This window comes from Lelliottia sp. WB101 (assembly GCF_003051885.1).
Lineage (GTDB): Bacteria > Pseudomonadota > Gammaproteobacteria > Enterobacterales > Enterobacteriaceae > Enterobacter > Enterobacter nimipressuralis.
In genome coordinates this window covers 2,420,049-2,443,148 of record NZ_CP028520.1, presented here as the reverse complement: position 1 = coordinate 2,443,148, position 23,100 = coordinate 2,420,049, and the positions used below count along the sequence as shown (strand labels likewise).

The window sequence follows — 23,100 nt, the reverse complement described above, 5'->3', positions numbered from 1 at the left end:
TGGGTTATTGCGCCTCTTTGGACGAATTCCCGCCTCTCATCCCGGCCCTCAAGACCGTATGGAGCAATCCCCTCACCCGGTGGGACGAGGGGGAACGCGCGCGCATCAGTTCGCGCTATAACTCATCACCACACCGCTCAGCCCGGAAATCTGCTTCAGCTCGCCGAGCGAGCCTTTCAGCTTATCTTTCGACGCATCCGGGCCCACCAGAATGCGGGTAATTTTACCCTGCACCGGGGTGGAAGGTGAAGTGTAAACCCGATATCCGGCACCGCGGAGTTTACCGACCACTTCATTGACTTTATCGGCATTTTTTAGCGCACCAAGCTGCACCACATACGCTTTACCGGTTGGCGCAGGCTTCTCTTCCTGAACCGGTTTTTCCGGTGGCGCTTCCGTCGCGGCGGCGATCTGCTCGCTGGCTTTATCGCGCTGCGGTTTCGGCTGCGGTTTTTCTACCGGTTTCACGGCAGGCTTTGGTTGTGCAACGGGTTCTGGAACCGGGTCCAGCTCACCGGCGTTACTCGCCACCAGACGAGAAGGATCGAGCGACGGCGCCGCCGCATCACCGGCGCGCACCTCTTCCGCCGCTCCTTCAGGAGGCTGAGCGGGTAGCGCCTGCGTGGCCGCAGGCAGCATGTCTGGCTCGTCGCGATCGCCGGGTTTTGGCACCAGCGGGATCGCCGCAAATTCATCCTGATAATGTTTTTTCTGCCCGTCGAGCAGTCCAGGGAGGAGAATCACTCCCAGCGCAACCAGCACAATGGTTCCTGTTAAACGGTTCTGAAACTTACTTGCCACCGGTTCTCCCCGCCTCCATTACTTCCATGACATGTGCCACCGTGTGGAATGATCCACACACCAGCACGGTATCTTCAGGTTTAGCATCCGCCATCGCGGCGCGCCATGCCAGCGCCACGTTTTCATAAGCTTCGCCCTTCGCGAGATGTTCCATCAGCTGCTCAGCCGACGCGCCTCGAGGCCCTTCCAGGGGAGCACAATACCAGCAATCGACCACAGTCTCCATGCAGGCCAGTGTGCCCGCAATATCTTTATCATGAAGCATACCGATAACCGCAAGTACGCGCCCGGTTTTTGGCAGGGATTTGAGGCGCTCAGCAAGATAGGCCGCTGCATGGGGGTTATGCGCCACGTCCAGAATCAAACGCGGTGATTCGCTGACAATCTGAAAACGCCCCGGCAAAAGCGCGTTCTGAATGCCGTCTCGTATCGCCTGTTCGCTCACCGCCAGACCACTGGCGCGGATAGCCGCCAGTGCGGTAGCCGCGTTCGGTTGCGGCACCTGTGGCAGCGGCAGATTGTCCAGCTCGCCCTGCGCGTCGCGAAAACGCCAGCTGTCGCCCGTTACGTCATATTGCCAGTCAACGCCACGACGCATCAGCTGTGCGCCCTTCTCCTTCGCCACGTCGGCGATAGTGTGCGGCATATCCGGTTCACCGACTACGGCAGGTTTGTTGGCGCGGAAAACACCTGCTTTTTCGCGGCCAATGCTTTCGCGGTCCGGTCCCAGCCAGTCCGTATGGTCGAGTGCAATACTGGTCACCACCGCGACATCGGCATCAACCATGTTAGTCGCATCTAAGCGTCCCCCTAAACCGACTTCGAGAATGACCACATCCAGCTGCGCCTGCTTAAACAGCCACAGGGCGGACAGCGTGCCGTATTCAAAATAGGAGAGCGAAATCTCGCCGCGCGCCGCTTCGATTTGCGCAAAAGAGGCTGTGTGGGCGGATTCCGGCAGTTCGCTATTCTGCACGCGCACACGTTCGGTGTAGCGGACCAGATGCGGCGAACTGTAAACACCCACCTTGTAACCGGCGGCCATCAGCATGGACTCCAGCGTGCGACAGGTGGTGCCTTTGCCGTTCGTTCCCGCTACGGTGAACACAAAGGGCGCGGGCTTGAGGACATCAAGACGCGCTCCCACCTCGCTCACGCGATCGAGGCCCATATCGATGGTTTTACTGTGCAGATTTTCCAGATAAGAAAGCCACGTGACCAGGGGTGACGTGGCTTGGGGAAGAGTATTTTTTTCCATGATACGCACTTTCATTTATGTATACACTTCGGCCTTTAAGCGGTCTCTGCGTTGGCGACGCCCTGATACTGCTCTGCTGGCTCGTGTATCAAATAAGTGAAAAGGGCAGCGCCATCTGGCCCTGCCCTTTTTGAGTTATCAGGCTTCGGGTTCCTGATCCGGCACAACCACGCCTTCACGCGGCTCGTCCGGGCTTGGCGACGGCAGATTCATCAGCTTCGCCAGGATGCTCGCCAGTTTCAGGCGCATTTCCGGGCGGCGAACGATCATGTCGATAGCGCCTTTTTCAATGAGGAACTCACTGCGCTGGAAGCCCGGCGGCAGTTTTTCACGAACGGTCTGTTCGATAACGCGTGGGCCGGCAAAGCCGATCAGCGCTTTCGGTTCAGCGATGTTCAGATCGCCCAGCATCGCAAAGCTCGCAGAGACGCCACCCATGGTTGGGTCGGTCAGCACGGAGATATACGGCAGACCGCGCTCCTGCATTTTGCCCAGGGCCGCAGAGGTTTTCGCCATCTGCATCAGGGACATCAGCGCTTCCTGCATACGTGCACCACCGGAGGCGGAGAAGCAGATCAGCGGGCAGTTGTCTTCCAGCGCCTGTTCAACGGCACGGATGAAACGCGCGCCGACGACAGAACCCATTGAGCCGCCCATAAAGGAGAACTCAAAGGCCACAGCGACAACCGGCATCTCGTGCAGAGTGCCTTTCATCACCACCAGCGCGTCTTTCTCGCCGGTCTCTTTCTGAGCAGAAGCCAGTCGATCTTTGTATTTTTTGGAGTCACGGAACTTCAGCACATCTTTTGGCTCAAGTTCGCTACCCAGTTCCACAAGCGAACCTTCGTCCAGCACGCTATGCAGGCGATTACGCGCCGACATACGCATGTGGTGGTCACACTTCGGGCAAACCTCAAGATTGCGTTCCAGCTCAGCGCGGTACAGGACCTGGCCGCAGCTGTCACACTTGGTCCACACCCCTTCAGGAATACTCGCCTTACGGGTTGGGGCTATGTTGCTTTTAATTCGTTCAATCCAGCTCATTGATAACCTTTCTGCCTGAACCTGGTCGTATGCCAGTTTTGCTGTAAGCGGCGCATAATGCCATTTTTGCCGCAAACAGACCATGAATGTTGCACATTAAAACATAACAGCCCGAAACTTTGGATAAAAAAGTGGTCGAACCGCAAATGCGTCTTTATTTTGCTTGCTTAGCCGCCGCGCGTTTGTGACGAATAATTTCAATCACACCCGGCAAGACTGAGAGCACAATAATGGCAACAATCAGTAACTTAAGATTTTCCTGCACAATAGGCAGATCGCCAAACAGGTAGCCCGCGTAGGTAAACAGCAGCACCCACAGCAGCGCGCCAATTACGTTATACGCCGCGAAATGACGATAGGACATATGCCCCATACCTGCCACAAACGGTGCAAAGGTGCGGACGATCGGCACAAAACGCGCCAGAATGATGGTTTTGCCACCATGACGTTCGTAGAACGCGTGCGTTTTGTCTAAATAGCTGCGACGGAAAATCTTCGAGTTCGGATTACTGAAAAGCCGTTCACCGAATACCCGCCCAATAGTGTAGTTCACCGCATCGCCGACGATAGCCGCAATGATCATCAGCACCACCATCAGGTGAACGTTGAGATCGTTGGTCGGCAGCGCAGAGAGCGCGCCCGCGACAAACAGCAGCGAATCGCCCGGCAAAAACGGCGTGACGACCAGGCCGGTTTCACAGAACAAAATCAGAAACAGAATGGCATACACCCAGACGCCGTACTGCGCGACCAGCTCCGCCAGATGAACATCGATATGCAGGATGAAATCAATGAGAAATCGTATTAAGTCCATATTGTCTAAGCCTTAATTGCAACTGCGTTAGTCCGCTAAAAACAGCGGGCCCATTGGCGGTTTTGGAAGGTCAAACCGATCCGGATAATCCACCGAGACCAGATACAGCCCTTCCGCTTTCGCCGTTGCTGCCGCAAGCGTTCTGTCCTTCGCTGCCAGCAGTTCTGCAATCCAGCTCTCCGGCTGGTGTCCGGCGCCTACTTCCATCAGGCTGCCAACGATATTCCGCACCATATGATGTACAAAGGCATTCGCTTTGATGTCCACCACCACATACGCGCCATAACGACTGACGTTAATGTGCATCACGTTTCGCCACGGGGTGCGCGACTGGCACTGAACCGCACGAAACGAGGTAAAGTCATTTTCGCCGAGCAACTGCTGCGCGGCACGGTGCATACGCTCTGCATCCAGCGGCTCATAAAAATGGGTCACGCCCTGGCTTAACACCGCCGGACGCAGACGCTGATTGTAGATGATGTAACGGTAGCGACGCGCCGTGGCACTAAAGCGCGCGTGAAAATCATCGGGCACATCTTTGACCCAACGCACCGCGATGTCACCAGGCAAATTCGCATTTACGCCGAGCGTCCAGGCCGCGTCTTTACGCACCGCAGTGGTTTCGAAATGCACCACCTGGCCCGTGCCGTGAACGCCCGCATCGGTACGACCGGCACACAGCACGTTGATCGGTTCGTTCGCCACCTGAGAGAGCGCTTTTTCCAGCTTTTCCTGAACGCTGCGCACTTCATTCTGACGCTGCCAGCCATAATATTTGCTGCCGTCGTATTCTATTCCGAGGGCAATTCTATGGACTGGCTTTTGCTCCACTTCAGACATCCTTACAGATACTCCTGCACCAGCTTCTCAGCGATTTTAACCGCCATCAGCGCGCCGCCGAAACGGACGTTGTCCGCCACAGACCAGAACTGCACCTGTTCAGGCATCCCGTAATCGTTACGCACGCAGCCGATGGAGAGACGCGCATTGCCCGTCGCATCGCCCACCTGGGTCGGGAACTCTGTCTCTTCGCTGAGGGAGATATCTTCGCCGCGCTCAAACGCATAGCGCGCCTCTTCCGCCGCCAGCGGGCGCAGAGCCTCAAAGCTCACCATCTGCGCGTGCCCGTAGAAGACCGGGGAACGCACGCAGCTGGCAGAGATCATCAGGCCGTCGTCCTGCAAAATTTTGCGGGTTTCGTCGACGATACGACGCTCTTCGCGCACGCTGCCATCACGATCGGCAAGCATTGGCATCAGGTTGAAAGCCAACTGGCGACCGAAGAAGTCGTCATCGTCCACCGGGATACCGTTCAGCAGTTTCGCGCTCTGCCCTGCCAGCGCGTCGACCGCTTTTTTGCCCTGCGCGGAAACAGAAAGCAGACTGGTTACGCTAATGCGCGACAGACCACCGTCGTCGATCAGCGGTTTCAGTGCCGTCAGCAGTTGGCTGGTCAGGCTGTCCGGGACAGCAATAATGTTGCGGTTGCGGTAGTCGGCCAGCACGAACGGGTTCACATCCGGCACCACCAGCGGCACGTCAGGCTCGAGGGCAAACAGACCGCTCAGGTCGATCACCAGGCAACCGGCGTTCGCCGCTTCTTCAGCGTAAGTCGCCGAGGCTTCAACGCCTGCCGCAAAGAACGCCAGTTGCACCTGCGTCCAGTCAAATTCTGCTACGTCCTGCGCGCGAACGGTTTTACCTTCGTAGCGCAGAGAGGTGCCCGCGCTTTCGGCGCGCGCCAGAGCATAGATTTCTCCCACCGGGAACTGACGCTCCGCAAGTGTTTCGAGCAGGGCTTCGCCCACAGCGCCAGTGGCACCCAGTACGGCAATATTCCAGCCTTCAGACATGGTGGTTTACTCCAGAAATGAAACAGCGTCCCTGCCAGATTATCCGGCAGAGAGCATGAGGAAAACATTAACGCGCCGGGTTATGCGTGGCAGTAAAACCCAGTTTATTCAGTAACGCCGCCGCATCAGTGTCGTCACAGATGACATACAGGGAGGACCACTCACGGCGCTCAAGATAATTCTTGCGAAGCCGGTCGAATTCACCCGGAATGCCGGCCACTTTTCGCAGCAGCGCGTCATCGCGGCGCACATCATACACTAAATGCACCAGCCTTTTTAGCGAAGACTCATCAAGCGGACCGTGCAGCGTAATGCGGCCAAATTCCGGCGCAGGCAGCAGCGTATCCAGCGCCACCTGCTGCGCCTGGCCGATAAAAGCGCTATAGGCTTCAAACACCTGCGTCGTACCGCGCGCTTTGCCTTCAAGCGTATAGCCCGCGATGTGCGCGGTAGCGACATCCACGCGATTCAGCAGCGCCACGTTGAGATCCGGCTCCGGCTCCCAGACATCCAGCACCACGTTCAGCTCCTGCCCCTCTTCCAGACATTTCAGCAGCGCGGTGTTATCCACCACCGGGCCACGGCAAGCATTTATCAGAATAGTGCCAGGCTTCAGGCGGCGAATTAACGCTTCATCGGCCAGATGCAGGGATTTGTACGGTCCGTCTTTAAACAGCGGCGTATGGAAGGTGATCACATCCGCCTGCTCGACCAGTTCATCCAGCGCGCGGAAGTCGCCTTCATCACCGCGATCGGCGCGTGGGGGATCGCACAGCAAGGTGCGGATACCGAGGGCTTCCAGACGTTTTTGCAACCGCCCGCCGACGTTACCGACGCCAACAATACCCACCGTGCGATCTTTCAGCGCAAAGCCGTCGCGCTCGCCCAGCATCAACAGTGAAGAGAAAACGTATTCCACCACAGCGATAGCGTTACAGCCCGGCGCGGCCGAGAATCCGATACCGGCCTGTGCGAGCCAGGCATCGTCCACGTGATCGGTTCCCGCCGTCGCTGTCCCTACAAATTTGACGTTTTTACCCGACAGCAGCGCCTCATTCACTTTGGTGACCGAGCGCACCATCAGGGCGTCAGCATCGGAGAGTTCTTCAAGGGGAATGGGACGACCGGGAACGGCCTTAACGTCGCCCAGGCGGCTAAACAGCTCACGGGCGTAAGGCATATTTTCATCAACGAGGATTTTCACGACAGAGTACCTGTTTGAGAGGAAGTTAACCGGCCAAGTGTGCCATAATCTCGCCGCCAGGCATACCCGAACGCTTTGCCTGGTTTACGGTGAGTAATGACTTTAAGGATTTTGACGATGCAGCCCATTTCAGGTACGCCGCCGCGCCCTCCCGGTGAAGGCCCAGTAACACCTTCCGCCATTGGCGAACAGCCGTTATCGACGCAGCAGCGCACGGTGCTGGAGCGACTGATCACCCGCCTGGTTGCGCTTACGTCGCAACAGAACGCGGAGGTGTGGGCGGGAGTGAAACATGATTTGGGGCTGAAAAACGACACGCCGCTGTTATCGCGCCACTTCCCTGCCGCCGAGCAAAACCTGAATCTGCGCCTGAATACCGCGCAGCAAAATCACACCACCCGCCAGATGGTGTCACAGCTCACCGAACTGTTAGGCCAGGGAAATAATCGTCAGGCGGTGAGTGATTTTATCCGTCAGCAGTTTGGTCAGACGGCCCTGAGCCAGCTCACACCGGACCAGCTGAAAACGGTGCTCACGCTGTTACAGAGCAATCAGCTCTCTATTCCGCAGCCGCAGCAACGCCCGGCGACGGAGCGCCCTCTGCAGCCTGCTGAGCATAATACTCTCAAGCAGATGGTCACCCGGCTGGCTGCTGCCACGGGCGAGTCAAACAAGCTTATCTGGCAATCCATGCTGGAACTTTCCGGTGTGAAAGCCGGTGAGTTGATCCCGGCGAAACAGTTTACCCATCTGGTGACCTGGCTTCAGGCGCGTCAGACGTTGAGTACCCAAAGCGCACCCACGCTCCATACCCTGCAGGCGGCGCTTAAACAGCCGCTGGAACCACGAGAATTTGAAGCGGTGCGTGAATATGCGCAGCAGAACTGGCAGGTAACGCCGCAGACGGTGCTGACCCCGGCCCAGATTCAGGATTTACTGAACCAGATCTTTATCCGCCGCGCCGAACGTGACGGCGGTGTGCCAGAAGCGCGCAATATTCAGCCGATCTACAGCCCGCTGTTCGCCCCGGTGGTGGACACCATAAAATCGATGTCTGCCCGCCCCGGCCTGATGTTTATCGCGCTGATGGTGGCGCTGGCATTGTTCTGGCTGGTTGCCTGAGTCGAAGTATCGCCACCCGACCTGCTAAATTACGGACTTTGCAGATCGGGTTACTCGACAATAACGTTTACTGCTTCCGGAATGCGATAACCGTTACCACTATCCCCACCACCGCCGATACGGCCCCTGCCAGAAACACCGACGGATAGCCGAACGACGTCGCCAGTACCCCTGCCAGCGGGCCGGTGATACCGTACGAGATATCCTGGAATGCCGCATAGCCGCCGAGTGCAGTTCCACGAACCTGCGGAGCCACGCGTTTCACCACCTCGACGCCGAGCGCCGGGAAGATTAGCGAGCAGCCGCAGCCGGTTAACGCCGCGCCCAGCAACGCAATCCACGCCACCGGTGCCTGCCACAACAGCAGCAGGCCGAGGGTCTCAATCATTAGCGAAACCACTGCCACTTTTACGCCGCCAAAACGGTCCGGCATCCAGCCGAACAGCACGCGCATCAGCACGAAGGCCCCACCGAATGCGGTTAAGGTGAAACCGGCCATTGCCCAGCCCCGGCTCATGAAGTAGAGCGAGACAAAGGTGCCAATCACGGCAAATCCAACGCCCTGCAGCGCCAGACCGAGGCCCGGTTTCCAGATTTGACCGACCACGCTCCACAGTGATGGGCGATCGCCTTTGTGAGCTGGCACTTTACGCACCGTGCCGTTAAAGGCCCACGCCACCAGCGGCAGCACCATGGTCGTCCCCGCCAGCGCGGCGAAACCGAAATGGCTGTGGATCAGCAGACCCAGCGGTGCGCCTGCGGCCAGTGCGCCGTAGATCGCCATCCCGTTCCAGGACATCACTTTCCCGGAACGCGTCGGCCCGACCAGCCCCATTCCCCAGGTGAGCGTCCCGGTCAGCAGTTGGCTTTCGCCAAAACCGAGAATTAAGCGCCCGACAATCAGCAGTGCGAATTTATAGATGGCGTCCACCGGCAGCAGCGCGGCCAGCAGCCATGCCCCGCCCGCCAGTCCGCAGGCAAACATACCCTGTAACGCGGAACGCTTAGCGCCATGCTGATCGGCCAGGCGTCCCGCATAGCCACGGGTTAATACGGTCGCCAGAAATTGAATCCCCACGGCGACACCCACCAGGGTATTGCCGTAGCCCAGCTCCTGATGCACAAACAACGGGATTACCGGCAGCGGCAGGCCGACGGTCATATAGGTAAGAAACACCGCGAAGGCGATGCGAAACAGCGAGACATTCGCTGAAGAGGTTTTTTCTGTTTGGGTTACTGCGGTCATGCATTACTCCGAAAATGAAGAGTAAGGCGGGGAAATGCCACGCCCCCTCTACCTGAGGATCAGGATTAAGGTGCGTTGGTTGACGTTAAACGCTTACGCATTATCAAAGTGATAATGTTGAAGCCGAAGTTTGCCTTTTCAGTCAATCAATTGTCAACGCATAAAAAAAGGAGCCATCAGGCTCCTTTTTTTCATCAACGGAAAACTTACGCTTTCAGCTTACGCATTACCAGGGTGGCGTTGGTGCCGCCGAAGCCGAAGCTGTTGGACATCACCGTCGTCAGCGCTTGCTCAGTCGGCTTGGTCACGATGTTCAGGCCAGCAGCCTGCTCGTCCAGCTCTTCAACGTTAATGCTTGGGGCGATAAAGCCGTGTTCCAGCATCAGCAGAGAGTAGATAGCTTCCTGCACGCCAGCGGCGCCCAGAGAGTGACCGGTCATCGCTTTCGTCGCGGAGATCGCCGGGCTGTTGTCGCCGAAGACTTCACGGATAGCACCCAGCTCTTTCACGTCGCCGACCGGAGTCGAGGTACCGTGGGAGTTCAGGTAGTCGATTGGGGTATCAACACCGTTCATCGCCAGCTTCATGCAGCGCACTGCGCCTTCGCCTGATGGAGCAACCATGTCTGCACCATCGGAAGTCGCGCCGTAGCCCACAACTTCAGCGTAGATGTGCGCGCCACGTGCCAGCGCGTGTTCCAGCTCTTCAACCACAACCATACCGCCGCCGCCTGCGATGATGAAACCGTCACGGTTCGCATCATAGGTACGGGACGCTTTTTCTGGCGTTTCGTTGTATTTGGTGGACAGTGCGCCCATCGCGTCGAATTCACACGCCATTTCCCAGCACAGCTCTTCGCCGCCGCCAGCAAATACGATGTCTTGTTTACCCAACTGGATCTGCTCTACCGCGCTGCCGATACAGTGTGCGGAGGTCGCACATGCGGAGCTGATGGAGTAGTTCACACCGTGGATTTTGAAGGGGGTCGCGAGGCACGCGGACACCGCTGACGCCATCGCTTTGGTCACAACGTAAGGACCGACCGCTTTCAGGCCGCGCGGGCTACGCATTGCGTCTGCGCCGAACACCTGAGATTTAGAAGAACCACCGGAACCTGCGATCAGGCCCACGCGTGGGTTGTTCTGATAAACGTCTTCTTTCAATCCAGCATCTTCTACAGCCTGCTGCATTGAGAGGTAAGCGTAGATAGAGGCATCGTTCATGAAACGGACCACTTTGCGGTCAATCAGACCGGTGGTGTCCAGTTTGACGTTACCCCACACGTGGCTACGCATACCAGAATCTTTGAATTCTTGAGAGAAAGTGATCCCCGAGCGTCCTTCACGCAGAGATTCCAGGACTTCCTGCTGGTTGTTACCGATGCTGGAAACGATGCCCAGGCCAGTAATCACTGCACGTTTCATTCAATACCTCTGTAAGTCATACTATATTAAGTTTCGAGTCGCACAATAGCGTACACTTGTACGCTGAACAAGTCCGATCAGCCAATTTCTGTGGAAATTTGCACCATCGAACACACATCGCTAAGATCCTGCCACTGCCTGTCAGACGAGTAACTTACGTGAAACAAAACGCCATACAACCCGCCAACCTTGAGTTCAACGCTGAGGGTACACCTGTTTCCCGAGATTTCGACGATGTCTACTTCTCTAATGATAACGGACTGGAAGAAACCCGTTATGTTTTCCTCGACGGAAACCAGCTCAACGCGCGTTTCCCTGTCCATCCGCGCAGCCAGTTTGTAGTGGCGGAGAGCGGTTTTGGCACCGGATTAAACTTCCTCACCCTCTGGCAGGCGTTTGTTCAGTTCCGTGCGGCGCACCCTGACGCTACGCTACAAAGATTACATTTCATCAGTTTCGAGAAATTCCCCCTCACCGCCCACGACCTGACCCTGGCCCATCAGCACTGGCCGGAACTTCGCGTCTGGGCCGAGCAGCTGCAGGCCCAGTGGCCACAGCCGATCGGCGGCTGTCATCGTTTGGTGTTAGACGGCGGTCAAGTCACACTGGATTTGTGGCTCGGGGATATCAACGAACTAACGGACAAACTCGACGATTCTCTGAATCAGAAAGTCGACGCCTGGTTTTTGGATGGTTTTGCCCCCGCGAAAAACCCGGACATGTGGAGCCCGCATCTGTTCGCGGCGATGGCGCGTCTGGCGCGTCCTGGCGCTACGCTCGCGACCTTTACCTCCGCCGGGTTCGTGCGCCGTGGTTTGCAGGACGCCGGTTTCACTATGTACAAAACCAAAGGATTTGGCCGCAAGCGAGAGATGCTGACAGGGGTGATGGAGCAGGATAATCCCCTACCTGAGCGGACCCCCTGGTTTGCCCGCAGCGGTGCGGAAAAACGTGAAACGGCGATTATTGGCGGTGGTATCGCCAGCGCACTGCTGTCACTTGCCCTGCTCCAGCGCGGCTGGCAGGTGACGTTGTACTGCGCTGATACCGCCCCCGCCACGGGTGCCTCCGGCAATCGCCAGGGAGCGCTGTATCCTCTGCTGACCGCCCACGATCCGGCACTTAGCCAGTTTTTCCCGGCCGCCTTTACCTTTGCCCGGCGTCTTTACGACAGCCTGCCTGTCACCTTTGACCATGCATGGTGCGGCGTCACACAGCTCGGCTGGGACGAAAAAAGCCAGCGCAAGATCGACCAGATGCTGAGTCTGGAATTACCGGCGCACATCGCGGAAGCCGTGGACGCCGAGCAGGTGCAGGCGTTAAGTGGCCTGGAAACGAACTGCGGCGGCATTCACTATCCGCAAGGCGGCTGGCTCTGCCCGGCGCAGCTTACGGCAGCGGCCATTGCGCTGGCCCAGTCGCAAGGGCTGACCGTGCATTATGAACATCAGCTGGAATCCCTGGATCGCATCGAAGGCGACTGGCAGCTGCGTTTTGCCCATGGTGCACAGGCCCGACACGCCGGAGTGGTGCTGACCAACGGCCATCGCATCAGCGATTTCCCGCAAACAGACAATCTGCCGGTCTATCCGGTTGGCGGACAGGTGAGCCATATTCCCACGACAGCCCAGCTCGGCAAGCTGCGTCAGGTCTTGTGTTACGACGGCTATCTGACTCCGCAAAACCCGACCAACGGTCATCACTGCATCGGAGCCAGCTATCATCGCGGCGAAGCGGACATTTGCTATAGCGAAGCGGATCAGCAGCAAAACCGCCAGCGCTTGATCGACTGCTTCCCCGGGGCTGAATGGGCGAAAGAGGTGGACGTGAGCGGCAGCGACGCGCGCTGCGGCGTGCGGTGTGCCACCCGCGATCACCTGCCGATGCTCGGCAATGTACCGGACTACGACGCGACGCTTGCGGCCTATCAGGATCTGGCAGAATCCAAAGAGAATGCCGTGCGTTCTCCCGTCTATCCAAACCTGTTTATGCTCGGTGCGCTCGGGTCGCGGGGATTGTGCACCGCGCCGCTGGCCGCTGAAATTCTGGCGTCGCAGATGAGCGATGAGCCGATCCCGATGGACGGTGTTACGCTTGCAGGATTGAACCCAAATCGGCTGTGGGTACGCAAATTACTGAAGGGTAAAAAGATAGGATAAGTTTTGGAGGCCCGGTAAGCGCAGCGCTACCGGGCAAAAAGCCACTACTTCAGATTAGCCTGCTGGAACAAATTGTCCCACATCCCCAGCACCAGTGACTGGTCGCGCGGAGAAAGCTCCCCCGCCTGAATAGCTTTTTCAAGACCACGGCTCACTTCAGCATGGACCGCTTCAGGTGAGTGATCGTCGCCCGCTTCCAGCTCGGCAACAGCAAGCGTCAGGTGACCACGCAGATAACCGCTGGCAAACAGTTCATCGTCACTGGCGTGTTCCACCATGTCATCAATTAACGCCAGGATGCGTGATTCAAATTCTGCGATCATCTTTTTTCCTCAGTTGAGATCTTCCGGCCACGGGAAGCATTCCGCCGTTATTGCCGGCGTGTGGTAATAATTCTGTAGTGCCTTGATAAAACGCGCCGGTCGCTCCGGGATGCCTTTCTCAAGATATTCCATCACCTGCGCGTGAACGCGGCGCTGGAAGGTAATACGATCCGGCTCGCAATCGCCTTCGAGATTGTCGCAGCTGACGTTGAACGGAAAACCTGCCGCCACGCAAAACAGCCAGTCGAAGGCCTGCGGTTTGACTTCCACATCTTCAAACTGCCCTTGCGTCGTGGCATCTCGCCCGTCCGGGCAGTACCAGTAACCGAAATCGACCAGTTCGCGGCGCGCTTTCCCGGCAATACACCAGTGGGAAATCTCGTGCAGACCGCTGGCATAAAACCCGTGGGCAAACACGATCCGGTTGTATGGCACATCTGCATCAGCAGGAAGATAGATCGGTTCGTCGTCGCCTTTAATCAGACGGGTATTAAAATCATCCGCAAAACAGCTGTCGAAGATCTCAATCAGCTGTTCATATTTATGCGTACTGTTCATTAGTTCATCCCCAACCAGTGGAGGATCTCCTGTCCGTGGCTGTCATAAAGTAGTTTGGCACTCATCACCGCCGACACAATCACAATCATCGGACGAATCAGTTTTTGCCCTTTGCTCAATACCAGACGCGAGCCGACGCGCGCGCCTAAAAACTGTCCGACCATCATCACAAAGCCGGTCGCCCAAATCACTTTCCCGCCAATGATAAACAGCAGCAGACCGCCCAGGTTTGAGGTGGCGTTGAGCACTTTTGCGTGGGCGGTGGATTTGGCGAGGTTAAAACCGGCCAGCGTCACAAACGCCAGGGCATAAAAAGAACCGGCACCCGGCCCGAAGAAGCCATCGTAAAAACCGACGCAGCCGCCCGCAATCAGGGCAAACGGCAGACCGTGCAGACGGCGCTGACGATCCTCTTCCCCTAATTTTGGCATCAGCAAAAAGTAGAGACCAATGCAGATCACGAGGATTGGCAAAATCTGGCGCAAAATATCCGATTGCACGTGCTGCACCAGCAGCGCGCCGCTGGTGGAGCCGATAAAGGTCATCAGAATATTGAGCTTTTGGTCGGCAAGACTGACCACTTTACGGCGAATAAAGTAGATGGAGGCAGAGAGCGAGCCGCCGCAGGCCTGCAGCTTATTGGTCGCCAGCGCCTGGGCCGGGCTCATGCCCGCCGCCAGCAGCGCAGGCACAGTCAGCAGGCCGCCTCCCCCCGCCAGCGCATCGATAAATCCCGCCAGCATCGCAACAAAAAACAGCACCGCCAGCAGCAGCGGTGACACCATAAACAGATCGACGAAATTATCCATTAAAGTACATGCTCATCCAGTAGCGCCTGGCAGGAAGGCGGCAACGGAGGCGGTGTCTTCTTCTCAGGCTTGGTGGTTCCAGGTTTTGCTGGCTCAAACCAGCTCTGGAGTTCTGCCCCGCAGCCATCTCCCGGCGGCGGTAACGGCTGATCTTCACATTCGAGGCTGTTGGCCGGGCAGCGCAGACGCACGTGCATATGCGCGCGATGCTGGAACCACGGGCGCACTTTACGCAGCCAGTCACGATCCGTTCCGGCGTCCAGACAGAGCTGCTGCTTGATCGCTGGATTGACGAAGATGCGCGTCACATCGTTATCTTTTGCCGCCAGCTTAATCATGCTGGAGACATCTGGCGACCACAGAGACGGCACCACGCTTTTGCCGTCACGGGCGACGAGATCCAATGCCTGGGGTTTAAGCAGCTGCGCCGAACTCCAGCGGGTTTTCGGCAGTTGCAGGAAAATATCCGCATCCAGACCCGACTGATGGCTGGCGTGTCCGCCATTGAAGCGACCGCCCGCTGGCATCCCCATATCGCCGATCAGCATCGTCCCCAGCCCCAGGTTATGCACCTGATTGCCCAGACGCTGGATAAACAGCACCAGATCCGGATGACCAAAGTAGCGACGCTGGTCGGTACGCATCACCTGATAGGTGTCGGATTGCAGCGGCAGATCCTGCGCGCCAACGATGCAGCCGTTAGCAAACGCGCCGATCGACTGGGCGCTGCCCGCGATCGGGTGGGTGATTTTTTGCCACGGCGTGGCTGCCAGACTGGCTCCGCTGGCAAGCAGAGCCAACAGAGCAATAGCGGTTTTTTTCATGTTTACCAGCGTGGAATGGTGGTCGTCACGTCCGCATTCTGCGCGCGCTGGCGCAGGAAATGATCCATTAGCACAATGGCCAGCATCGCTTCAGCGATCGGCACCGCACGGATACCCACACAAGGATCGTGACGCCCTTTGGTGATCATCTCAACTTCTTCGCCGAAGCGGTTAATGGTGCGCCCCGGTACGGTAATGCTGGAGGTCGGTTTCAGCGCGATGTTGGCCACAATCTGCTGACCACTGCTGATGCCGCCAAGAATGCCGCCCGCATGATTGCTCTGGAAACCCTCTTTCGTGATTTCGTCGCGGTTCTGGCTGCCGCGCAGCGCTACCACGTCAAAACCATCGCCAATTTCCACGCCTTTCACCGCATTGATGCTCATCATTGCGTGGGCGATATCTGCATCCAGACGATCGAAGACCGGCTCGCCCAGGCCCGGCGGAACGCCGTCAGCCACGACGGTCACTTTCGCGCCGATGGAGTCGCCCTCTTTTTTCAGGCCGCGCATCAGTTCGTCCAGTGCGTCAATTTTGTCGGCATCCGCGCAGAAGAACGGGTTCTGTTCAACCAGATCCCAGTCTTTGATCGCCAGCGGAATGTCGCCCATCTGGGTCAGGCAGCCGCGAATCACGATGCCAAATTTTTGCGCCAGATATTTTTTAGCGATAGCGCCCGCCGCCACGCGCATGGCTGTTTCACGCGCCGATGAGCGTCCGCCGCCGCGATAGTCGCGAAAACCGTATTTTTGTTCGTAGGTGTAATCGGCATGACCGGGGCGGAAAACATCTTTGATGGCGCCGTAGTCCTGCGAGCGCTGATCGGTATTTTCAATCAGCAGACCAATGCTGGTGCCGGTAGTGCGGCCTTCAAAGACACCGGAGAGAATTTTGACCTGATCCGGCTCGCGACGCTGCGTGGTGTAGCGCGAGGTGCCCGGACGGCGGCGATCGAGATCGTGCTGTAAATCCGCTTCGGTCAGTTCGATACCAGGTGGCACGCCGTCGACGATGCAACCCAGCGCCAGACCGTGTGATTCGCCGAAAGTCGTTACACGGAATAATTGTCCAATACTGTTTCCTGCCATCACGGCTCCGTTGTCGTTGTTCTGTGTTTGAGCAATGTGAAACGGGCCGAAGCCCGTTGGATTAATCTTTGTAAATGCTGAAGTGTTCACGCGCGGCGATGAGCTGCGCTTTGGTCAGCATGAAGACGCCTTCACCACCGTTGTCGAATTCAAGCCAGGTGAACGGCACGTCCGGGTACTGCTCCATCAGATGTACCATGCTGTTACCGACTTCACAAATCAGAATACCGTCGTCAGTCAGATAATCCGGCGCACAGGCCAGGATGCGGCGCGTCAGTTTCAGGCCGTCAGAACCGGAGGCCAGACCGAGTTCCGGCTCGTGGCGATATTCATTCGGCAGATCGGACATGTCTTCTGCATCCACGTACGGCGGATTGGTGACAATCAGATCGTATTGCAGTTTTGGCAGGTCGCGGAACAGGTCGGAGCGAATCGGCGTCACGTGGTGAATCAAACCGTGCTCTTCGATGTTGTGTTCGGTAACGGCCAGCGCGTCGGCGGAGATATCAACCGCATCCACTTCCGCTTCCGGGAAGGCATACGCGCAGGCAATCGCGATACAGCCGCTGCCCGTACACATATCCAGAATGTGCTGCGGTTGGTGGTCGATCAGGCCTGCAAAGTGGTTGTTGATCAGTTCGCCAATCGGCGAGCGCGGCACCAGCACACGTTCATCAACGTAAAATTCGTGACCGCAGAACCAGGCTTTGTTGGTGAGATAGGCGACCGGGATACGCTCGTTGACGCGGCGAATCACGCGCTCAACGATACGGTGTTTTTCGCTGGAGGTCAGACGCGCGGTGCGCATATCTTCAGGGATATCCAGCGGCAGATACAGGGATGGCAGCACCAGCTGAACCGCCTCATCCCACGGGTTGTCCGTTCCGTGGCCGTACCAGATGTTGGCGGCGCTAAAACGACTGACGGACCAACGCAACATGTCCTGAATGGTATGCAGTTCGTTTACTGCTTCATCGACAAATATTTTATCCATTATTCTCTCCAGGGCATGCTTGCATAATTTTCGGCGGCTAGTTTGCCATGAAGACGGCGATAAATCAGCATCGGGACGGCGTGGGAGAGGTGAAAAAATGCGTTTTGCTTGCGCCTCCCTCAGGTAAACTAAGGGAAATAAGAGATGAGACGGACTAATGAAAAAGAAAATGCCGCTTAGCGAGGAGGATCAAACGCTGTTTCGCCAGCTCATGAGCGGGACGCGCAAAATCACCCAGGACACCATTGTCCATCGCCCGATCCGCAAAAAAGTGACTGAAGTGCCGGTCAAACGGCTGCTGCAGGAACAGGCGGATAACAGCCACTATTTTTCAGACGAATTTCAGCCGCTGTTGAACACGCAGGGGGCAGTGAAATATGTGCGGGAAGATGTCAGCCATTTTGAGCTGAAAAAGTTACGTCGCGGGGATTATTCGCCGGAGCTGTTTCTCGATCTGCATGGTCTGACGCAAATGCAGGCGAAACAGGAGCTGGGCGCGCTCATTGCCGCGTGTCGTCGCGAGCACGTGTTCTGCACCTGTGTGATGCACGGCCATGGAAAGCATATTCTCAAACAGCAAACGCCGTTGTGGCTGGCTCAGCATCCACACGTGATGGCTTTTCATCAGGCGCCAAAAGAGTACGGCGGAGATGCCGCGCTGCTGGTGTTGATTGAAGTAGAAGAGTGGCAGCCACCGGAGCTGCCCTGACAGGCAGGCGGGTGGCACAGGCTACCCGCCAGATCATTCGTCACGTCAGATAGCTTTTGCCATCTTCAGGTTGCACGGACTCATTTGCCAGTTGAATACCCCTTTGCCCGCATCGTCGAGGGTGACGTTGGCAATTGCGGAGGTGGTGAACATCGGAGGCGTTTCGCCAGGGCACAGTTCAGACACCAGGTAGCCGACCAACGGCAGATGGGAAATCACCAGTGCGGAAGAGACACCTTCATTGCACAGCGCCTGAAGATACGCGCTGACGAGGCCCACATCCCCGCAGGGAGTAAGCTCAGGGAGAACATCGACGCTCTTCGGCAGGTTCATACACTCCCCTACCACATCCAGCGTCTGTTCGGCCCGCAGGAACGGACTCACCAGCACACGATCGATATCCACTTTTTGGCCTTTGAGCCAGGTCGCCATTTGACGGGATTCGTCACAACCACAGGTCGTCAAAGGACGAACAGAGTCACTGGCAGCATCGAGTGCCGCGTCGCCGTGACGCATGATAAAAACTTGCATATTGCACCGCTTTTGTTAACCAGGATCACCGGCGTTCACTACCCGCGAAAAGATCAAAAAGGTAGAAAACCCGATGGCCGGGCATTGTGCCTGATCCATCTGATGAATGAAACGCTGTTTTTTACCTTAATGGCGTAAGTATAGTCAATATCTGTTTACAAAATAGCCAAAACAGGTTCATTCACCGTCAGATATACTCTTGTTTGACCTTAAGTTACGAGGTCAGTTTCCTCTGCTGGCCAAAAGTGCAGGTTATTTTCTGCCATGCGCATTAATTGTTCACACGGGGTAAACCGTGGACCATAAAGCGAAGCCAGACGCTGCAATATTGCCACCACTTCACCCGCGCCAAGACTATCCATATAGCGGAACGGGCCACCCAGGAAAGGTGGAAAACCGATACCAAACACGGCACCAATATCGCCGTCTCGCGCACTTTTAACGACCTGCTCGTCAAAACAACGAGCCGCTTCGTTGAGCATCATCATGACGCAGCGCTCAGCGCATTGCTGTGCTGACAACTTCCCCTGGCCGCTGGCGTGAATAAGCCCATAGACCGAGGGGTCGACCTGTTTCTTGCTTTTACGCCCTTTAACTGCGTAAAGATAGAAGCCCCGTCCATTTTTTCTGCCTTTGCGATCATCATTCAAGATCGTAGAAACAATGTTTGCAGGCGGGCTAAAACGTTCTCCATAAGCAGCTTCCAGCACAGGTATAATTTTAGTGCCTGTATCAATTCCAACCTCATCCAAAAGTTGGATTGGGCCAACTGGAAAACCAAACTTGACCAGCGCATTGTCAATGTGTTCGATTTTCTCGCCTTCCGTCAGCAGGCGCATCGCCTCATTAATGTAGGGCGCAAGAATGCGGTTAACGTAAAAACCGGCCTTGTCGGCCACCACAATCGGTGTTTTGCCCTGCCGTTTGGCGAGCTTCACCACCGTGGCCACCGTTTGAGCGTTCGTCGAAGCGTGAGGTATGACCTCCACCAGCGGCATTTTTTCCACCGGACTAAAGAAGTGCAAACCGATCACCTGCTCCGGTCGCGCGGCACGTGCGGCGATATCGCCAATCGGCAGCGACGACGTATTTGAGGCAAAAATGGTGTGCGGCGCGCAGTGCTGTTCCACGTCGGCGACCATCTGCTGTTTCAGCGCCAGGTCTTCAAATACGGCTTCAATTACCAGGTCACGATGGTGAAAACCGCTGTAATCGGTGGTGCCTGAAATCAGCGCCAGCTCTCTGTCGCGCTCGCTGGCTTTGATATGGCGGCGTTTAACCTTTTGATCAAGGAGCTGCCAGCTGTATTGCAGCGCGTGATTAATGCCCTTTGCGTTGATGTCTTTGATTCGTATCGGCAATTTGCCTTTGCTTGCCGTGACAAACGCAATGCCACCGCCCATCAATCCCCCGCCCAAAACGCCTACAGAGGCCAGCGGCGCCGGTGACGCCTCGCTACCAGGATCTTTTTTCACGTCGGTACTGGCAAAGAAGATGCTGCGCAGTGCCTGCGACTCGGGCGTCATCGCCAGTTCGCCAAAGGCTTTGGCCTCAGCCGCATAACCGCTGCTGCTCCCTTGCGCCAGGCCGGTTTCAATCACCTCGAGAATGCGTTTGGTCGCCGGGTAGTTGCCTTTGGTTTTCTGTTCCGTTTTCTTACCGACCACATTAAACAGCAGCGCGCGCCCAAGCGGGCCGGCGAGAATACGCTCGCGAACCGGCAAATGACGGCTCGTTTGCCGCCCTTTTAATGCCAGCTCAACGGCCGCGTCCAGCAAAATGGAATGGGGAACCACTTCGTCCACCAGCCCGGCTTTCAGAGCCTGACGTGGTCGAAGCTGTTTACCGGTGAGTATCATTTCCAGCGCGGTACTCACGCCAATCAGACGCGGTAAACGCTGGGTGCCACCGGACCCCGGCAGTAGACCGAGCTGCACTTCCGGCAGACCGAGCACGGTTTTCGCATCATCCGTACAAATACGGCTGTGACACGCCAGCGCCAGCTCCAGGCCGCCGCCCAGGCAGGCACCGTGGATCGCTGCGATCACCGGGATCGGCAACGCGTGGATCTCGGCCATGATCTGCTGTCCCTGTCGGGCCAGCTCTTCCGCTTCCTGCGCGCTGCTGGCGCGGGCGATCATGTTGATATCTGCACCAGCGATAAAGTTATCGGGTTTGGCTGAGATAAAAATCAGCCCGCGAATGTCTTTGTTTTCGCGGATTTGCCTGAGGATCGCGCGCACCTGAACGCCGAATTCGGCCTTCAGGGTATTCATCTTTTCGCCCGGCACATCGATGGTGACGACGGCAATATTGTCCAGCCGGACCTTCAGGTCAAAAGCGGAAGGGGTTTCCATTATTCAGCCTCCAGAACCATCGCCGCGCCCAGTCCACCCGCCGCACAGGCGGTGACCAGACCAAAACCTCCGCCGCGACGGCGAAGCTCATGCAGCGTTTGCGTAATCATGCGTGCGCCGGTGGCAGCAAACGGATGGCCGTATGCGATAGATCCGCCCAGCACGTTAAATTTGCTCTCGTCCACTTCGCCCGTGGCATGCGCGCGGCCCAGCACATCGCGGGCAAAGCGTTCGCTGGCCAGCAGTTGCAGGTTGGCAAGCGTCTGCGCGGCAAAAGCCTCGTGCATATCTATTAAGGTTAAATCAGACAGCGTTAATCCGGCGCGCTCAAGCGCCAGCGGCGTGGACCAGGCCGGTCCCAGCAGCATATCCTGCCAGACATTGATAGCGGTAAAGGCGTAGCTGCGCAGGTAGCCCAGCGGCACCAGCCCCAGCTCTTTTGCCCGCGACTCGGTCATCAGGATCACTGCCGCCGCACCATCGGTCAAAGGCGTGCTGTTCGCCGCCGTGACGGTGCCGTGCTTGCGGTCAAACGCCGGACGTAATTTTGCATAATCAGCCAGCGTCGAACTGCCACGGATATTGTTATCTTCACTGAGCGGTTCGCGATACGGCGGGATATAGGCCGTCATCACTTCATCCGCCAGTTTTCCCTCGGACCACGCCAGCGCGGCACGCTGATGCGAGCGATGTGCCAGGGCATCTTGCTGTTCGCGGGTGATGCCGTAGGTTTTCGCCATTTGCTCTGCGGTATCGCCCATTCGCAGGCCGGTAGAATATTCCGCGACCGCTGGCGGCACCGGCGCCAGATCGCGCAGACGCAGGCGGGAGAAAAGTTTGAGACGCTGCCCCATGGTGCGGGCTTTGTTGACGTCCACCAGCACACGGGCCAGCTTTTTACTGACGCCAATCGGCAGAACGGAAGAGGAGTCGGCCCCGCCTGCAATACCGGCGCGAATGGTGCCGGTCATCAGGCTTTCCGCTACGTTAGCGACGGCCTGGAAGCTGGTCGCACAGGCGCGACTGACGCTGTAGGCATCGGTATGGACGTTCATTCCCGTCCCAAGCACGATTTCGCGGGCGATATTGGGTGCTTCCGGCATCTGGACGACCTGGCCAAAAACCAGTTGTTCGATGACCTCTGGGGGTATTTCGCTGCGAGCCAGCATCTCCCCCACTACCATTTTCCCCAGATCGACAGCCGGTATTCCGTGAAATGCCGTCGCCTGACGTGCAAACGGAGTACGTAATCCGCTGACAATGGCAATGCGGTCACCCTGGCGGGTGACGAGCGGTAGTGCCTGACTCATAAAAGTCCCCTGTAAATGACATAAGCGCAAAGTGGTCTGACCTGATAACAGTTTTAACCATTTTTTTACATAGAGCCAATCGGGGAAGCGAAAAAGTGCGAGCTAAGACACAGAGAAGAAAAGAAAATGCCCCTGGGTCACAGGGGCATTTGAGGTATTTTTTGCGGGTCGCATCTTTGCCTTACCCGGACTACGAAACTGCAGGTCGGGTAAGTAAAAAATCATCCGGCAACTTTACGGAGAAATTAACGCAGACCGAGCTGGAAAATCAGGGTTTCAGCTTCACACGCAAAGATAAAATCGATATCAAGCTTCACGCCACCGTCCACTTCAGTAAGGGTGGATTTGATTTCACAGGGATCGGATTCCACGTCGCGCGCGCGTTTGGTCAGCGCGGCTAAGGTTTCTTCTGCATCCGAACGTTTGCTAAATACGCGGCTGTAAGACGCGGTGCAATCGGTGTTATCCATAATGGTACCGACATCCATACAGCAGCAAACCGGGGTTTCATCAGCACTGCATTTACTCATAGCTCAAGTTCCTCTGCATTCGCGCACGGCGCGAGATAAACACGTTGCTGATATTTTACGCCCTGGCCGTGGGTCTCTCCAGCCGTTAATGGCGCAAACGGGGATAAGTGACCGTTATCACACTAAAAAATGATCTAACGCA

Annotated in this window: 22 protein-coding genes; 3 read left to right on the top strand and 19 right to left on the bottom strand. The window is 56.8% G+C overall.

Annotation, left to right across the window (positions count from 1 at the left end):
• Window positions 1–105 precede the first annotated feature (105 nt).
• From dedD to pdxB, 7 genes are all read right to left on the bottom strand, one after another.
• Window positions 106–801 carry a cell division protein DedD gene (gene dedD, locus DAI21_RS11760; protein ID WP_107703178.1) on the bottom strand — a complete coding sequence of 232 codons (696 nt, stop codon included), beginning with the start codon at window positions 799–801 and terminating at the stop codon, window positions 106–108.
• Window positions 791–2,059, bottom strand: coding sequence for a bifunctional tetrahydrofolate synthase/dihydrofolate synthase (gene folC, locus DAI21_RS11755; RefSeq protein ID WP_107704243.1), 1,269 nt, complete (start codon window positions 2,057–2,059; stop codon window positions 791–793). The genes dedD and folC overlap by 11 nt, the downstream gene beginning before the upstream one ends.
• A gap of 138 nt (window positions 2,060–2,197) precedes the next feature.
• Window positions 2,198–3,103 (bottom strand): acetyl-CoA carboxylase, carboxyltransferase subunit beta, encoded by a 906-nt coding sequence (gene accD / locus DAI21_RS11750; RefSeq protein WP_100779422.1) that lies wholly within the window; start codon window positions 3,101–3,103, stop codon window positions 2,198–2,200.
• Between the two features lie 154 nt (window positions 3,104–3,257).
• Complete coding sequence (locus DAI21_RS11745; protein ID WP_107703177.1) at window positions 3,258–3,917, bottom strand: DedA family protein; 660 nt, start codon at window positions 3,915–3,917, stop codon at window positions 3,258–3,260.
• Between the two features lie 27 nt (window positions 3,918–3,944).
• Window positions 3,945–4,757 carry a tRNA pseudouridine(38-40) synthase TruA gene (truA, locus tag DAI21_RS11740; protein WP_107703176.1) on the bottom strand — a complete coding sequence of 271 codons (813 nt, stop codon included), beginning with the start codon at window positions 4,755–4,757 and terminating at the stop codon, window positions 3,945–3,947.
• Window positions 4,758–4,759: 2 nt separating this feature from the next.
• Window positions 4,760–5,770 carry an aspartate-semialdehyde dehydrogenase gene (locus DAI21_RS11735; RefSeq protein WP_107703175.1) on the bottom strand — a complete coding sequence of 337 codons (1,011 nt, stop codon included), beginning with the start codon at window positions 5,768–5,770 and terminating at the stop codon, window positions 4,760–4,762.
• A gap of 67 nt (window positions 5,771–5,837) precedes the next feature.
• Window positions 5,838–6,974 (bottom strand): 4-phosphoerythronate dehydrogenase PdxB, encoded by a 1,137-nt coding sequence (gene pdxB / locus DAI21_RS11730; protein ID WP_107703174.1) that lies wholly within the window; start codon window positions 6,972–6,974, stop codon window positions 5,838–5,840.
• Window positions 6,975–7,091: 117 nt separating this feature from the next.
• Here pdxB and flk point away from each other — a divergent pair, with 117 nt between their 5' ends.
• Window positions 7,092–8,096: a flagella biosynthesis regulator Flk gene (gene flk, locus DAI21_RS11725; protein ID WP_102104922.1), complete on the top strand. Its 1,005-nt coding sequence runs from the start codon at window positions 7,092–7,094 to the stop codon at window positions 8,094–8,096.
• A 67-nt stretch (window positions 8,097–8,163) separates the two neighbouring features.
• Here the strand turns inward: flk and DAI21_RS11720 are convergent, their stop codons facing one another.
• Together DAI21_RS11720 and fabB are read right to left on the bottom strand one after the other, a co-directional pair.
• Entirely contained in the window at window positions 8,164–9,342 is a 1,179-nt protein-coding gene (locus tag DAI21_RS11720) for an MFS transporter (RefSeq protein WP_107703173.1), read from the bottom strand.
• A gap of 206 nt (window positions 9,343–9,548) precedes the next feature.
• Window positions 9,549–10,766 carry a beta-ketoacyl-ACP synthase I gene (gene fabB / locus DAI21_RS11715; protein ID WP_100779415.1) on the bottom strand — a complete coding sequence of 406 codons (1,218 nt, stop codon included), beginning with the start codon at window positions 10,764–10,766 and terminating at the stop codon, window positions 9,549–9,551.
• Between the two features lie 158 nt (window positions 10,767–10,924).
• Here fabB and mnmC point away from each other — a divergent pair, with 158 nt between their 5' ends.
• The gene (gene mnmC / locus DAI21_RS11710) at window positions 10,925–12,925 is read left to right on the top strand and encodes a bifunctional tRNA (5-methylaminomethyl-2-thiouridine)(34)-methyltransferase MnmD/FAD-dependent 5-carboxymethylaminomethyl-2-thiouridine(34) oxidoreductase MnmC (RefSeq protein ID WP_199908221.1); all 2,001 of its coding nucleotides are present in this window, start codon (window positions 10,925–10,927) and stop codon (window positions 12,923–12,925) included.
• Between the two features lie 44 nt (window positions 12,926–12,969).
• Here mnmC and DAI21_RS11705 read toward each other — a convergent pair whose 3' ends face one another.
• From DAI21_RS11705 to prmB, 6 genes are all read right to left on the bottom strand, one after another.
• Window positions 12,970–13,248: a YfcL family protein gene (locus DAI21_RS11705; RefSeq protein WP_100779413.1), complete on the bottom strand. Its 279-nt coding sequence runs from the start codon at window positions 13,246–13,248 to the stop codon at window positions 12,970–12,972.
• A 9-nt stretch (window positions 13,249–13,257) separates the two neighbouring features.
• The gene (locus DAI21_RS11700) at window positions 13,258–13,806 is read right to left on the bottom strand and encodes an elongation factor P hydroxylase (RefSeq protein ID WP_102104925.1); all 549 of its coding nucleotides are present in this window, start codon (window positions 13,804–13,806) and stop codon (window positions 13,258–13,260) included.
• The gene (locus DAI21_RS11695; RefSeq protein ID WP_100779411.1) at window positions 13,806–14,615 is read right to left on the bottom strand and encodes a sulfite exporter TauE/SafE family protein; all 810 of its coding nucleotides are present in this window, start codon (window positions 14,613–14,615) and stop codon (window positions 13,806–13,808) included. Before DAI21_RS11695 ends, DAI21_RS11700 begins: the two co-directional genes overlap by 1 nt.
• The gene (mepA, locus tag DAI21_RS11690; RefSeq protein WP_107703171.1) at window positions 14,615–15,439 is read right to left on the bottom strand and encodes a penicillin-insensitive murein endopeptidase; all 825 of its coding nucleotides are present in this window, start codon (window positions 15,437–15,439) and stop codon (window positions 14,615–14,617) included. The genes DAI21_RS11695 and mepA overlap by 1 nt, the downstream gene beginning before the upstream one ends.
• A gap of 2 nt (window positions 15,440–15,441) precedes the next feature.
• Window positions 15,442–16,527 (bottom strand): chorismate synthase, encoded by a 1,086-nt coding sequence (aroC, locus tag DAI21_RS11685; protein WP_102104927.1) that lies wholly within the window; start codon window positions 16,525–16,527, stop codon window positions 15,442–15,444.
• A 61-nt stretch (window positions 16,528–16,588) separates the two neighbouring features.
• The gene (gene prmB, locus DAI21_RS11680; RefSeq protein ID WP_102104928.1) at window positions 16,589–17,521 is read right to left on the bottom strand and encodes a 50S ribosomal protein L3 N(5)-glutamine methyltransferase; all 933 of its coding nucleotides are present in this window, start codon (window positions 17,519–17,521) and stop codon (window positions 16,589–16,591) included.
• A gap of 157 nt (window positions 17,522–17,678) precedes the next feature.
• Between prmB and smrB the strand changes: the two genes are divergently transcribed.
• On the top strand, window positions 17,679–18,230 hold the full coding sequence (gene smrB, locus DAI21_RS11675) for an endonuclease SmrB (RefSeq protein ID WP_095282796.1): 552 nt from the start codon (window positions 17,679–17,681) through the stop codon (window positions 18,228–18,230).
• Window positions 18,231–18,275: 45 nt separating this feature from the next.
• Here smrB and sixA read toward each other — a convergent pair whose 3' ends face one another.
• The 4 genes from sixA to DAI21_RS11655 all read right to left on the bottom strand — a co-directional run bounded on the left by sixA (window position 18,276) and on the right by DAI21_RS11655 (window position 22,958).
• Window positions 18,276–18,761 carry a phosphohistidine phosphatase SixA gene (gene sixA / locus DAI21_RS11670; protein ID WP_100779407.1) on the bottom strand — a complete coding sequence of 162 codons (486 nt, stop codon included), beginning with the start codon at window positions 18,759–18,761 and terminating at the stop codon, window positions 18,276–18,278.
• Between the two features lie 209 nt (window positions 18,762–18,970).
• Entirely contained in the window at window positions 18,971–21,118 is a 2,148-nt protein-coding gene (gene fadJ, locus DAI21_RS11665; protein WP_107703170.1) for a fatty acid oxidation complex subunit alpha FadJ, read from the bottom strand.
• Window positions 21,118–22,428 carry an acetyl-CoA C-acyltransferase FadI gene (gene fadI, locus DAI21_RS11660; protein WP_107703169.1) on the bottom strand — a complete coding sequence of 437 codons (1,311 nt, stop codon included), beginning with the start codon at window positions 22,426–22,428 and terminating at the stop codon, window positions 21,118–21,120. The genes fadJ and fadI overlap by 1 nt, the downstream gene beginning before the upstream one ends.
• 245 nt (window positions 22,429–22,673) lie before the next feature.
• The gene (locus DAI21_RS11655; RefSeq protein ID WP_107703168.1) at window positions 22,674–22,958 is read right to left on the bottom strand and encodes a YfcZ/YiiS family protein; all 285 of its coding nucleotides are present in this window, start codon (window positions 22,956–22,958) and stop codon (window positions 22,674–22,676) included.
• Between the last annotated feature and the right edge of the window lie 142 nt (window positions 22,959–23,100).

What these genes read in the sequence shown, in the direction of transcription:
- folC (WP_107704243.1), bottom strand. Translation starts at nt 2,059, where the DNA reads ATGGAAAAAAATACTCTTCCCCAAGCCACGTCACCCCTGGTCACGTGG.
- accD (WP_100779422.1), bottom strand. Translation starts at nt 3,103, where the DNA reads ATGAGCTGGATTGAACGAATTAAAAGCAACATAGCCCCAACCCGTAAG.
- DAI21_RS11745 (WP_107703177.1), bottom strand. Translation starts at nt 3,917, where the DNA reads ATGGACTTAATACGATTTCTCATTGATTTCATCCTGCATATCGATGTT.
- truA (WP_107703176.1), bottom strand. Translation starts at nt 4,757, where the DNA reads ATGTCTGAAGTGGAGCAAAAGCCAGTCCATAGAATTGCCCTCGGAATA.
- DAI21_RS11735 (WP_107703175.1), bottom strand. Translation starts at nt 5,770, where the DNA reads ATGTCTGAAGGCTGGAATATTGCCGTACTGGGTGCCACTGGCGCTGTG.
- flk (WP_102104922.1), top strand. Translation starts at nt 7,092, where the DNA reads ATGCAGCCCATTTCAGGTACGCCGCCGCGCCCTCCCGGTGAAGGCCCA.
- DAI21_RS11720 (WP_107703173.1), bottom strand. Translation starts at nt 9,342, where the DNA reads ATGACCGCAGTAACCCAAACAGAAAAAACCTCTTCAGCGAATGTCTCG.
- fabB (WP_100779415.1), bottom strand. Translation starts at nt 10,766, where the DNA reads ATGAAACGTGCAGTGATTACTGGCCTGGGCATCGTTTCCAGCATCGGT.
- DAI21_RS11705 (WP_100779413.1), bottom strand. Translation starts at nt 13,248, where the DNA reads ATGATCGCAGAATTTGAATCACGCATCCTGGCGTTAATTGATGACATG.
- DAI21_RS11700 (WP_102104925.1), bottom strand. Translation starts at nt 13,806, where the DNA reads ATGAACAGTACGCATAAATATGAACAGCTGATTGAGATCTTCGACAGC.
- DAI21_RS11695 (WP_100779411.1), bottom strand. Translation starts at nt 14,615, where the DNA reads ATGGATAATTTCGTCGATCTGTTTATGGTGTCACCGCTGCTGCTGGCG.
- mepA (WP_107703171.1), bottom strand. Translation starts at nt 15,439, where the DNA reads ATGAAAAAAACCGCTATTGCTCTGTTGGCTCTGCTTGCCAGCGGAGCC.
- aroC (WP_102104927.1), bottom strand. Translation starts at nt 16,527, where the DNA reads ATGGCAGGAAACAGTATTGGACAATTATTCCGTGTAACGACTTTCGGC.
- prmB (WP_102104928.1), bottom strand. Translation starts at nt 17,521, where the DNA reads ATGGATAAAATATTTGTCGATGAAGCAGTAAACGAACTGCATACCATT.
- smrB (WP_095282796.1), top strand. Translation starts at nt 17,679, where the DNA reads ATGAAAAAGAAAATGCCGCTTAGCGAGGAGGATCAAACGCTGTTTCGC.
- sixA (WP_100779407.1), bottom strand. Translation starts at nt 18,761, where the DNA reads ATGCAAGTTTTTATCATGCGTCACGGCGACGCGGCACTCGATGCTGCC.
- fadJ (WP_107703170.1), bottom strand. Translation starts at nt 21,118, where the DNA reads ATGGAAACCCCTTCCGCTTTTGACCTGAAGGTCCGGCTGGACAATATT.
- fadI (WP_107703169.1), bottom strand. Translation starts at nt 22,428, where the DNA reads ATGAGTCAGGCACTACCGCTCGTCACCCGCCAGGGTGACCGCATTGCC.
- DAI21_RS11655 (WP_107703168.1), bottom strand. Translation starts at nt 22,958, where the DNA reads ATGAGTAAATGCAGTGCTGATGAAACCCCGGTTTGCTGCTGTATGGAT.